Source organism: Paenibacillus sp. JDR-2 (assembly GCF_000023585.1).
Taxonomy (GTDB): domain Bacteria; phylum Bacillota; class Bacilli; order Paenibacillales; family Paenibacillaceae; genus Pristimantibacillus.
In genome coordinates, this window is sequence record NC_012914.1 from 5,024,073 (window position 1) to 5,036,043 (window position 11,971).

Here is an 11,971-nt window from a genome sequence, read left to right on the forward strand (position 1 = left end):
GATGATAATATTTCTCACTTGGACAATATAAAAGAAAAGCGCGACATAGTCAACATAATTTTGATAACGATTCTCATATTCATTGACAGGCTATAACTCCTCTATTAAAATTCACTAGGTACATAAATATAATAAGTTGTCATCCGAGATAAAGGAGTTCGCAAACAGCCATGAGACTATTAGGATTCATACTATCCCTCCTGCTCCTTGGAGCAGCGATTATATGCAGTGTTGCATTCGGCATAACCGATATCCCGCTTGCAACGGTCTTTGACGCTATCTTTCATTATCAGCCCACTAACCAAGAGCATCTGATCATACAGACGGCAAGGGTTCCGCGGGCTCTAGTCGCAGCTGCTGCCGGTGCCAGCTTGGCTGTTGCAGGCGCCCTGATGCAGGTCGTTACCCGCAACCCGATTGCTTCGCCAAGCGTATTTGGCGTCAATTCCGGGGCTTCCTTCATGGTTGTTGTGGCGTCCGGCTGGCTTGGCGTTAACGGCATGCAGCCTCTTACTCTTCTTGCCCTGCTCGGCTCGGCAATCAGCGGCGCTATCGTATTCGTCCTTGGCAGCATTGGGCGGGACGGTATGACGCCCGTCAAAATCACGTTGGCCGGCGCTTCGATCGCCGCTTTCTTCGCGTCGCTCACCCAAGGCTTTATGCTCTCCAGCGGGAAAATGTTCGACCAGGTGCTTGTCTGGCTCGTGGGTTCGGTTGCCGGCCGTGACATGCATATGCTCGTCAGCGTGCTCCCTTACATGGCGGTTGGCCTTGTCATTGGTATGGCACTATCCCGTCATTTGAACGTCCTTGGCATGGGCGACGACATTGCCCAGACGTTGGGCCAGCGGACCGCGTTTGTGAAATGGCTCGCTTCCGCGGCGGTTGTTCTGCTGACAGGCGCATCGGTAGCCGTTGCCGGCCCGATCGCTTTCGTGGGTATCATTATTCCGCATATCGTCCGTTATTTCGTTGGCGCGGATTATCGCTGGGTTATCCCTTATTGCGCCGTTCTTGGCGGCGTGCTGCTGGTTGCAGCCGACATCGGCTCCCGCTACATTGCAATGCCGCGAGAGGTTCCGGTAGGCGTTATGACTGCCGTAATCGGGGTACCTTTCTTTGTCTATATCGCTAGGAAAGGAAGACAAACATCATGAGCAAATACAAGACGGTCCGGCTGAGCAGCCCCAAGCTGTCCTATCTTCTTGAACGCAGGGCATTATGGACAACGCTCATTTTGCTCCTGCTATGCGCCGCCGGCGCCATTATCAGCACCGGAATCGGCAGCCAGTTCATCTCGCCGCTTGACGTGGTGAAATCGATCATCGGCAAAGGCAGTGCCATGCACGATGTTATCGTATTAAAGCTCAGGCTGCCGCGCATCGTAATCGCCATGCTTGTTGGAGCCGCCTTGGCTTCGGCTGGCGCCGTGCTGCAGGGACTGATCCGCAATCCGCTGGCTTCGCCCGATGTTACCGGAATAACGGAAGGCGCATCCCTCGGCACGGTCCTGTTTCTCTTCTTCCTTGGCGGCCGCGTATCGGTACACTGGATGCCCGTAGCTGCCATACTTGGCGCTTACGCGGTTACGTTTATTCTTTATCTACTATCCTGGAAAAACGGCGCTTCGCCGCTCCGGATGGTTCTCATTGGAACCGGGTTATCGGCTGCGTTCAAATCGATTTCTTATATGTTTATTATTTCAAGTCCCTATTTCCTGGCTAACCGGGCAATGACCTTTATGACGGGCAGTATCTATGGCTCGTCCTGGGCAAAAGATGTTTATACGTTGCTTCCATGGCTCATTGTACTGCTTCCTGCGACGTGGCTCATGGCCCGCCATATTAATGTTCAGGCGCTTGGTGACGAGGTTGCCGGCAGTGCCGGAGCTCATGTGCAGAAGCACCGCTTTATTCTTTTGCTCCTGAGCGTATCACTGGCGGGTGCTGCCGTTGCGATTGGCGGCGCAATTGCCTTTATAGGACTGATTGCCCCGCATATGGCACGGAAGCTTGTTGGCTCATCCTTTGGCGGCTTGCTGCCGGTCAGCGCATTGATAGGCGCTATTTTACTGCTTGTATCCGATCTGGTAGCCCGGACCGTATTCGCTCCGCTAGATATACCGGCAGGCGTTTTCACCGCGGCTATCGGCGCACCGTTCTTCTTATTTATGTTATATCGCCACCGCAACCAATAACTAAGCTGGAGGAAGTCAACCATGAGCATGCTTGAAGCGAAAGGAATCTCCCTTTCTTACGGCGGAGCATCCATCTTTGAACAATTAAACCTATCCATCCCCGATGGTAAAATAACAGTCCTGATCGGAAGCAACGGCTGCGGCAAATCTACGCTTCTGAGGGCTATGTCCAAGCTGCTTAAACCAACTAAGGGCGAAGTGATGCTTAACGGTAAGGATTTATCGTCTATACCGGCCAAGACTGCGGCCAAACAGCTTTCCCTGCTCCCGCAAGGGCCTATTGCTCCGGAAGGACTTACCGTGCTGCAGCTTGTGAAGCAGGGCCGTTATCCTTACCAGACCTGGCTGCAGCAATGGTCGAAGGAAGACGAAGAAGCCGTGCAGTCCGCTTTGCGCGCAACCGGTATTGAAGAACTCGCCGAGCGTTCCGTCTCTTCCCTCTCCGGCGGGCAGCGGCAGCGGGCCTGGATCGCCATGACATTGGCGCAGCAGACAGGCATTATCCTGCTGGATGAGCCAACCACCTACCTGGACCTGACGCATCAGATTGAGGTGCTTGATCTGCTCCAGGAAATGAACGAACGGGATGGCCGGACCATCGTTATGGTTCTGCATGACATTAACTTGGCCTGCCGGTACGCCGATCATATTGCAGCCGTTAAGAACGGCGCCATCTATGCGCAAGGGGCGCCTTCCGAGATTGTTGACGCTTCGATGATCGAGGAAGTGTTCCATCTGAAATGCGATGTCATTCGGGATCCGCTATACGATACGCCGATGATTGTGCCCCATGGACGGAGAAAAGCGAAGTAACTTCGAGGAATAACATGACGAGGGGTAGTGAATCGATACGCCATGGACAGGTATATCTCCTTCCAGCCGCTGTTGTTCTCCCTTTTCCTGATCCGAATGTTTATGGGTGAAAAGGGAGAACAAAGGCGGGCGCTCCGCTCTTTCACGAGATATGCCTTTACCCATGCGCCTTTCACTTTTAAAAAAAATAATAAAAAGCAAAAAGGACTTCCGATCCGGTAGTCCTTTTTCATGTTCAATTTGATTTCAAAAAATAAGGGTTGATGTAGCTATGAATTTGATTAATAATGAAGATTAGACGATTTTTATAGATACAAAATATGTATATTTATGCATACAATCTATTCTGAAAAGGATTATTACCAATGAATTCTCGAAGGCAACTGCTTTTTTTAGTAACTTCCTTTAGTATATTGAGTATTTTAACATGCTCAAAGCTCGTTCTAACCTACTACTCGACGGGAAACGCAACGCAGACGACTTTGGCCAAGCAGTATATTACCATTGCGAAAGATATGGCGGACGGACTTGATAAATCCGCGTACGAACGATTCCTGCAAACCAAGCAGCCGGATGCCGCCATCATTCAGTATCTCGAGGAGTACCGCTCCCGGATCCATGCCTTGTACGTCTATACGCTGCTGCTGGATGACACGAATGTAGCCAAGGTTATGCTGTCGGCGGTTCCTACTTCGTCCGAGCTGCTGCCGATTGGATCCGCTTGCACCGTGCCGCCCAAACAGGTCAATCAGGCGAAAGACGGCTTGGCGTATTATACCGGCATCATCAAGGATGAGTCGCATGGCGTCTATTTGTCAATTGGCGTGCCTATTGTCAGCGAGTCCGGGAAGCTGCTTGGCGTCATGGCCATCGATATAGATGCCAGCCAGCTGGAATCCATCAGCCAAGAGGTTATTAACAGCAACAAAGTCGTCTTCACCATTGACATTCTTTTTGCCGTCATTTTGCTGCTCGCCTTTTTTGTCCTTAGAAAATGGCACAAAACCCGGTTGAAGCAGGATCTTTACGAATCCGAGCAAATGTATATCTCCGAAATGGGCAAAGTCATCGATTCCATCAAGTCCAGCCGTCATGACCGGATGAACCATCTTCAGGTGCTTCACGGCTTACTGACCCTTAAGAAGTACGACAGGGCAACGGAATATCTGAAGCAGCTGGCTGCCGACTCCAAGGCCCTTGATCTATCGATGAAAATCAACAATCCCGTTATTTTGATCTTGTTCCAGAGCAAGTGGGAGCTGGCGCAGTCGAAAGGGATCGAGATGCGGTTCGAAACCGATACCGATGAATTCAGCAAAATCGAATCGATGGATCTGGTCAAAATATTCTCGAACCTGCTCGACAATGCTATTGAAGCTACCGAGGTTTACGAGGGCAGGCTGCCGAGGCGCATTCTTGTTACTTCCCGCTCCAAAGGCGCTCAATGCGTCTACACAGTAGAAAATCCGGCAATATTAAACGCCAAGGATCAGAAGAATCTATTCCACACCGACGGATATACGACCAAAGCGAATCCGAACGCGATGCGCGGCAACGGGCTGTCGATCATAACCAAGACGGTTCATAAATATAACGGCGATATCCGCTTCCGTTATGACAACGAAACCGTAAAAATCCAAATTACGCTCTAAACAAAAAGAGGACCTTCCGTCGAAGGTCCTCTTTCCTATTATTTTTTCCGCTGACGAAGCTCCTGGTTCTGGCGTATTTTCCCTTCCATTCCCTGCTCGGTCGCTTTGTAGATCGTTACGCCCTTTAAGTTGTCCGGCAAATATTGCTGATTCACGTAATGGCCGGGGTAATCATGCGGATACTTGTAGCCCTCGTGGCCAAGCTGCTGGGCGCCTTTGTAATGCGTATCCCGCAGATGAAGCGGCACTTCGGCTTGTCCCGCCCCCTCGATAACGGACATCGCTTTGCCGATCGCAACTGCTGCCGCATTCGACTTCGGACTCTCGACGGCAAATAATATGGCCTGTGCAATATTGTACTTCGCCTCCGGCCACCCGATCTTATGGTACGCATCCATGGCCGTTACCGCCTGCACCATCGCCTGAGGGTTGGCAAGACCGATATCCTCGCTGCAGGCCACAATAAGCCGTCTGAGGAAGGTCATGGGATCCATGCCAAGCTTCTCGACCGCGTATAGAAACCAGAACAAGGCGGCATCGCTCGAGCCCCGGATACTCTTGTGGAACGCCGACAGAACATCATACTGCGTAGACGTATCCGCACGTACGGTTGGCTTCCGAATCGATTCCTGCGCAACCTCCATCGTAATCCGGACCGAACCGTCCGGCTCCGAGGGCGTTGTGACAGCTGCGAGCTCCAGCGCATTTAATGCGCGGCGGATATCGCCGCCTGCCATCGCCGCGATGTGCTGAAGCGCCTCTTCCTCGGCATGGAGGGTCATAAAGCCAAGCCCGCGATCCTTGTCCGTTAAAGCCCGCTTCATGGCCTCCAGCGCATGCTTCTCATTAAGAGGCTCCAGCTGGAACAGCGTTGAGCGGGACAGGAGCGCCCCGTTCACATGATGGAACGGATTCTCCGTCGTTGCCCCGATAAATATAATGATCCCCTGCTCAACGGCCGGCAGCAGCGCGTCTTGCCTGGACGTGTTAAACCGGTGAACCTCATCGAGAAACAAAATCGTTTTTTTGCCGTACATCAGCTTATTTGTCTTCGCCGTGTCAATGACTTCCCTGACGTCCTTCACCGACGCGTCTACCGCGTTCAGCTTCACGAACTCCCCTGCTGTCCGTTTTGAGATTATATTCGCGAGCGTGGTTTTGCCGCAGCCCGGAGGGCCGTACAGCAAGATCGACGATACCTGGTCGCCTTCTATCGCCCTGCGCAGCAGCTTGCCCGCTCCAATGATATGCTCTTGTCCGATATAGTCATCCAGCGTCTCCGGCCGCATCCGGTCGGCAAGCAGTCTTGCCCGCGGCGTCTCCGCCTCCTGATAGGAGAATAAGTCCATTATAAAGTCACAACCTTTTTACCTGCATAAATACGTTACTATGATGATAGCATACTCGCACATACGTTCGCCACCATCCGGAAATGGGACCGTTGCCATATTTTTTTGTTAAAACCTAGTTAATTTGTAGGTATTACTATAATATTTTACTACTAAAAATCCGATATAAATCGCAGGAATATATTTCCTTTGTCATGCCGCGCAAAGCGAATGACAAGCCATGAGAGGGAACTTAAAGAGATAAAAAAACATTAGACAGAGAGAGAGGATAAGGAGAGTTGTGTTTTGTTCAAATCTGTGAAGAGCGAGTGGGAATTAGCGGTGTTCAACAGCATTTGGGTCTCGGTATGGGAGGAAAAGGGCTATGAGCTCGAGCATGCGGCACAGGTCGTCGAACGTTACCTGGCTGTAGCCGAGGATGGACAATTCGTAGGAACGTCCGAAATTAAGCCTTACCTGCCCGGCCTTAACGAGATCGATACGGTCGCTCCTTTCCAACAGCATTTCAAAATCACCCAAGATCCCACCCGCGTAGCGGAAATCGATAAAATCGCAGTCTTGCAGCATTATAGAGGACAGCAGCCGATCTCGGATTTATTATCTTCCGCCGTATACTGTGCCGAGAAGTACCATTTCCGCTATTTTATATCGCTGCTGGAGCCCGTATTCTACCGTGCTCTACGAATCACCTTCCGTGTTCCGATGGAAAAGGTCGGCGGCAAAACCTTTTACAAGGGGGATGACGTCATTCCCGTTATTTTCGACATGGAGTCCATTTACCGCAATAAAGAGGAATACAAATGGCTGGTCTACCCGGCCGCATCGCATACCAGATCTGCCAGCAGAGCTATGTAAGCACTATAAAACCACTGTGTAAAGGTAGAGATCACGACTATGACCAAAGATCAGCTTATACTCGACAAACGGAATCGCTTATTTGTAAAAATTTTATGGGGACTGCTTGCCCTAGGCCTTCTCGCCGATGTAGGCGCAGGTCTCGGGAGCGATATGATTATTTTGCTGGCTGTCGTTGGCCTCATCAGCTGCGGCTTGGCAACCTTGATGACTTACAAGCGGATTATGATCCAGTACATTATGTATGTCGTCCCGGTCATTCTAACCGCCTTAACGGTGCTGCTGATCGTATCCGATCCGCATCCGATTATTAGTACATACTTCCTCGTCTACGTCAACATTGCCGTCATGACGCTTTATGCGGATTACAAGCCTATCATTTTCACCGGCGTGCTCGGCATGGGCGTCAGCACGTACATTTTCCTGGATCCCGATTTGCAGAAGCAGTTATTCCCGAATGATTCCCTGCTCTATCTGTTCCTATATCTGATCTTTGCGACGGTCGCGCTCTCCTTCTCCGCGAAATTCAGTCAACGCCTGCAGTCCGATGTTACAAGCGAGCGGCGCGAAGCGCTGGAAGCGAAGGAGCTTACCGAAAAGGTGGTCGAGAAGCTCAAATCGATGATTCTTATTCTTGGCGAATTCAGTAACGAGCAAAAAGGCACCGTCGAATCGACCGGCAAAATCTCGCGCGAGGTCACCACTACCTTTGCGGAAATGTCCGCTTCCATTGAGAAGCAGACCAGCATGGTGCTTAACGTCAGCGATTCTGCCCACACGATTGAAACGGCCGTCTCCCAGCTTCGTGAAGGATCATCACAGTTGCAGCAGTATTCCGCGGATACGGCCGGGCTTACCGTTGAAGGCAATGAGCTGATCCAGACTTTAACAACGGATGTGAACAGCGTCAAGGCGATTATCGCCCAGACCGTTTCCCTGATGGAGCAGTTGATTGAGCAGAACGAGCAAGTAAGCTCGATCGTTGGCTCGATCCGGGAGATTTCCGAGCAGACGAATCTTCTGTCCTTGAATGCGGCTATCGAAGCTGCCCGTGCCGGCGAGCATGGCCGAGGTTTTGCCGTTGTTGCCGGCGAGGTTCGCAAGCTCGCTGATAACGCGCATATTGCAGCCGGCGAGATTACGAACATTCTGAGCACTATCCATGCGTCGGTTACAGCCGTCAGCGAGCAGGTGCATCTCGGTCAGCAGGCCGTTGATACCAGCTACGAGGCATCGCAAAAGGTAGAGGGCATTATCAAGCGGATTAACAGCAATACCGAGCAGGTTAAGCAGCAGTCCGATACCGTCGGCGAATCCTCCAAACAGCTCTATGACCAGTACTCCTCTATCGCGGGCGAGATGACGGGTATGGCCGCCATAACCGAGCAGAATATGGCATCCGTTGAAGAGGTTTGCGCGAGCATGGAAACGCAGGATGTGAAGATCGGCCATCTTGTGGAAGGTTACGCGCAGCTGGATGTCCTGATCTCCGAGCTTAAACAGTTGGTAGAGCCAACAAGAAAATAACTTTAACGACAAACCGTAAGCGGATTACCGCTCGCGGTTTTTTTCTACTAACAGCCCCGTCCATTAATTACTTCCCATAGTAAATCGACAAAAAAATACAAAGCTTGATATAATGATTCAACATACATAGTTGCAGGTGGGCGGAATACTTATATGAGTTTATTTAAGCTGGATTTCTTGAAGAGAAATAAGAGACAAGAGGATATCCCGATTCTATCCGAATGGTTTAATACGACCATGTTTGATTTTCGGTCAGACATCTTCCTGCTGTTCGATCACAACGGAAGGCTGATTGAAGCAAACCAGGCCTTTACGGATACATTAGGTTACTCCCTGGAAGAGTTCAAGCATTTGACCTACGGTTCCCTGTTACCGGGCAATCAAAGGCAACGGGCAAAGGAGCACTTTCAGAAGCTGCTGCATGGCGAAATTCAAATCTTTGAAATCCGCGTTCTTCATAAAACAGGCCAATTCATCGACCTGACGGTTACCGCTTTTCCAAGAAAGTTGAACGATGCAATCGATGGTTTCTATGCTATTGCGAAGGATCTATCGGATATTAAGTTAATGGAGCAGCGTTATATTACCCTGTTAAAAAATATGTTCAGCGCGGCCTTTATCATCGATTTGCAGGGCAACATCCTTGACGTGAATGATGCGGCCGTTAAATTAACCGGCTACAACAAGCAGGAGCATGTCCACTTTAGTCAATTTATTAATCCTGAGGACCTTGAGCAAGCGATGGCTTATAATCAGAGGGCTCTTGAAGGCGAGACTTTGTCTTTTCAAATATCCATTCTTCACAAAAACGGGCATAACGTAGATGTCATGACTACCCTATCTCCTATCTATATGCATGATCAAATTACGGGCATCATCGGAATAAGCAACGATATCTCGGATGAAACAAGAAACAAGCAATTATTTCAGATTAACAAACAACGTTACGAATCCCTGTTCGAACAAAACCCCGATGCGATCTCTTACTTTGATCTGAACGGCAACTTTATGGATTGCAACTCCGCGCTTGAAAATATATTAGGCTACTCCAGAGAGGAATTATTATATTCCAACTATAGTCATTTAGTTGCCGAATATGAACGGGATAGAGCCCGCTTTTATTTCGATCAGGCCCTGCAGGGTACGGTTCAGAGCTATGAACTGGTATGCCTGCATAAGCAAGGACACCTCGTCTACATGAAATTGACGAAGCTCCCCATCACGGTTGATAACCGTATCGTCGGGATTTATTCCATCGCCAAGGATATCACAACGAAAAAACAAGCCGAGAATGCCCTTATCGAAGCCGAATCCAAATACCGCAGCCTCGTGGAAAAATCGATTGTGGGCGTCTATATCATTCAAAAAAATATCATCTTGTATGCCAATCCCTATCTGATAGACATGCTTGGTTATAAAGAAGCGATTATCGGAATGAGCATTTGGGACATTGTTTACCCGGACGATTATTCGGTTGTAAAACAAAACATTCAAATCCTGTATAACGAAACGGATGCCATCCGCCATCCTCTCCGCGTGTTAACGGCGGAAGGGAAGTTGCTTGATGTCGAGATGTATTCCAACCGGATTATGTATCAAGGATCCCCTGCCGTCATTGGTACCATCCTTGATGTAACGGAGCGGAAAAGAGCCGAGGAATTGAATGCTTTTCTCGCCTATCACGACTCCTTAACCGAGCTGCCCAACCGGAGAAAGTTCGAAGAGATGCTGGAGAATGCCTTGGAAACAGCCAAGACTGCCCGGCGCCATTTCGCGGTCATGTATCTCGACATGGACCGTTTCAAATATATCAATGATTCATTAGGACATGCCGTTGGAGACCAGCTGTTGATTGCCTTCTCCAAACGGTTGCAGGAGCAGATTAGGGAAACCGATTTTGCGGCAAGAATGGGCGGGGATGAATTTACCGTCATTCTCCCGCATATCCGGGACAATAACAGCGCGATCGAGGTCGCGAGGCGTATTATCGAGAGGACCCGGGAGCCTTTTTATATCGAGGATTACGAGCTCTTTATCACAACGAGCATAGGGATCAGCATCTACCCTAACGACGGGGACGACTCTTCAACTCTGATGAAAAATGCCGACTCCGCCCTTTTTCGGGCTAAAGACCTTGGGAAAAACGGTTATCAGATTTTCACCTCCTCGATGAACGTACAGACCTATAAAGTCTTTACGCTGGAGAAGGATCTACGGAAGGCCATCCAGCGCGATGAGCTCGAAATGTATTATCAGCCCAAGGTGAATATCCATACGGGCGAAATTGTAGGCGCCGAGGCGCTAATCAGGTGGAATCATCCCGAATGGGGACTGGTATCTCCCAATGAGTTCATACCGATATCGGAAGAAACCGGATTAATCTTATCCCTTGGCAATTGGGTTAAACGGACGGTATGCCGGCAAAACAAAGAGTGGCAGCTAGCCGGCCTGAAGCCTATTCCGATCTCGATTAATGTAACGGCCAAACGGTTTTTATCCAAAGATTTTATGGATGCCATTCAGCAGATTTTAGCCGAGACCGGGCTGGAACCCCATTACTTGGAGATTGAAATTACGGAATCCTCTCTGCTTGAAAATGCGGAAACGGTCATGCATACCCTTGATTCGCTGAACAAGCTTGGCGTTACCATCTCGCTTGACGACTTTGGAACGGGCTACTCATCCCTATCCTATCTGAAACGGTTTAAGCATACGATCAACATTCTGAAGATTGACCGGTCGTTTATTCACGACTTGCATCAAGGCAGCGACGATAATGCCATTATCAGCGCGATTATCCAATTGGCCCAGCATATGAACATGTCCGTTGTCGCGGAAGGGGTAGAGACCGGAGAGCAGCTTCATATTCTCAAGCTTCTGAAATGCGATCTGGTTCAAGGCTACTTGTTCAGCAGACCCGTGCAAGCCGAAGCGTTTGCCCAATTGTTAAAGCGCGGATCCCTGACTCCCCTTATTAAAGGGGCAGAGGCTCCATTCGAGAACAGGCGGGCCTATTTCCGGATTCATCTTCCGCACCCTATCAGCGCTTTAATGACCGTCATCGAGATCAACGGGAGAAGCATTGAGCTTGGCAAAACGGAAATCGTCATTGAAAATATAGGAGCCGGAGGCTTACGTTTCTTGTCCTCCATCCAGCATGCCGTCCATCCCGGAATCCTGCTGGAGATCGAAGTCCAGCTTCTCCATAAAACCTTTAAGCTATACGGCAAGGTTGTCTGGTTGAATGAACTGGAACCCGGCATTTATCAGTACGGCTTGGAATTCCAAATCAGCGACAACGAAAGAACGCCGCTAACCCGTGTCCTCCACGCGTTATCCGTACAGCTCATGAAGAACACCATCGTTCCCGGCTGCAGATTTATAAAAGAAGACAGCGTTCAATACCTGCGTGCTTTCTCCGACCATCGTTCCTCCCTCTAATCCCAAAGAGAACCGCAAGCGAATCTCCGCTTGCGGTTCTTTCTGTCCCCTCCCCCGCAGGATCTTTTGGCACTGCCCTTTTCTTTTGATGCTGTGGGATTGGAGGAAAAGAATCTCCTGGAAGAGCGTAGCGCTTG

8 protein-coding genes are annotated in these 11,971 nt (G+C 49.8%); 7 read left to right on the forward strand and 1 reads right to left on the reverse strand.

Annotation, left to right across the window (positions count from 1 at the left end; genetic code table 11):
* The first annotated feature begins 170 nt into the window (after positions 1-170).
* From PJDR2_RS21990 to PJDR2_RS22010, 4 genes are all read left to right on the forward strand, one after another.
* Complete coding sequence (locus tag PJDR2_RS21990) at positions 171-1,157, forward strand: FecCD family ABC transporter permease (RefSeq protein ID WP_015845927.1); 987 nt, start codon at positions 171-173, stop codon at positions 1,155-1,157.
* On the forward strand, positions 1,154-2,197 hold the full coding sequence (locus PJDR2_RS21995; RefSeq protein ID WP_015845928.1) for a FecCD family ABC transporter permease: 1,044 nt from the start codon (positions 1,154-1,156) through the stop codon (positions 2,195-2,197). The genes PJDR2_RS21990 and PJDR2_RS21995 overlap by 4 nt, the downstream gene beginning before the upstream one ends.
* Before the next feature lie 21 nt (positions 2,198-2,218).
* A complete protein-coding gene (locus PJDR2_RS22000) occupies positions 2,219-3,010 on the forward strand; it encodes an ABC transporter ATP-binding protein (protein ID WP_015845929.1) in 792 nt (263 codons plus the stop codon).
* A gap of 482 nt (positions 3,011-3,492) precedes the next feature.
* Positions 3,493-4,662, forward strand: a complete 1,170-nt coding sequence (locus PJDR2_RS22010; RefSeq protein ID WP_265525069.1) for a GHKL domain-containing protein — start codon at positions 3,493-3,495, stop codon at positions 4,660-4,662.
* A 38-nt stretch (positions 4,663-4,700) separates the two neighbouring features.
* Here the strand turns inward: PJDR2_RS22010 and PJDR2_RS22015 are convergent, their stop codons facing one another.
* Positions 4,701-6,011: a replication-associated recombination protein A gene (locus PJDR2_RS22015; protein ID WP_015845931.1), complete on the reverse strand. Its 1,311-nt coding sequence runs from the start codon at positions 6,009-6,011 to the stop codon at positions 4,701-4,703.
* A gap of 285 nt (positions 6,012-6,296) precedes the next feature.
* On the opposite strand from PJDR2_RS22015, the gene PJDR2_RS22020 reads away from it, so the two are divergent.
* The 3 genes from PJDR2_RS22020 to PJDR2_RS32045 all read left to right on the forward strand — a co-directional run bounded on the left by PJDR2_RS22020 (position 6,297) and on the right by PJDR2_RS32045 (position 11,834).
* Positions 6,297-6,866: a GNAT family N-acetyltransferase gene (locus PJDR2_RS22020; RefSeq protein WP_015845932.1), complete on the forward strand. Its 570-nt coding sequence runs from the start codon at positions 6,297-6,299 to the stop codon at positions 6,864-6,866.
* A gap of 39 nt (positions 6,867-6,905) precedes the next feature.
* The gene (locus PJDR2_RS22025; protein ID WP_015845933.1) at positions 6,906-8,393 is read left to right on the forward strand and encodes a methyl-accepting chemotaxis protein; all 1,488 of its coding nucleotides are present in this window, start codon (positions 6,906-6,908) and stop codon (positions 8,391-8,393) included.
* Positions 8,394-8,546: 153 nt separating this feature from the next.
* A complete protein-coding gene (locus PJDR2_RS32045; protein ID WP_015845934.1) occupies positions 8,547-11,834 on the forward strand; it encodes a PAS domain S-box protein in 3,288 nt (1,095 codons plus the stop codon).
* The last annotated feature ends 137 nt before the right edge of the window (positions 11,835-11,971 follow it).

Excerpts from the sequence above, each read along its gene's own strand:
- PJDR2_RS22025 (WP_015845933.1), top strand. The coding sequence starts at position 6,906 with ATGACCAAAGATCAGCTTATACTCGACAAACGGAATCGCTTATTTGTA.
- PJDR2_RS22015 (WP_015845931.1), bottom strand. The coding sequence starts at position 6,011 with ATGGACTTATTCTCCTATCAGGAGGCGGAGACGCCGCGGGCAAGACTG.
- PJDR2_RS32045 (WP_015845934.1), top strand. The coding sequence starts at position 8,547 with ATGAGTTTATTTAAGCTGGATTTCTTGAAGAGAAATAAGAGACAAGAG.
- PJDR2_RS21990 (WP_015845927.1), top strand. The coding sequence starts at position 171 with ATGAGACTATTAGGATTCATACTATCCCTCCTGCTCCTTGGAGCAGCG.
- PJDR2_RS22000 (WP_015845929.1), top strand. The coding sequence starts at position 2,219 with ATGAGCATGCTTGAAGCGAAAGGAATCTCCCTTTCTTACGGCGGAGCA.
- PJDR2_RS21995 (WP_015845928.1), top strand. The coding sequence starts at position 1,154 with ATGAGCAAATACAAGACGGTCCGGCTGAGCAGCCCCAAGCTGTCCTAT.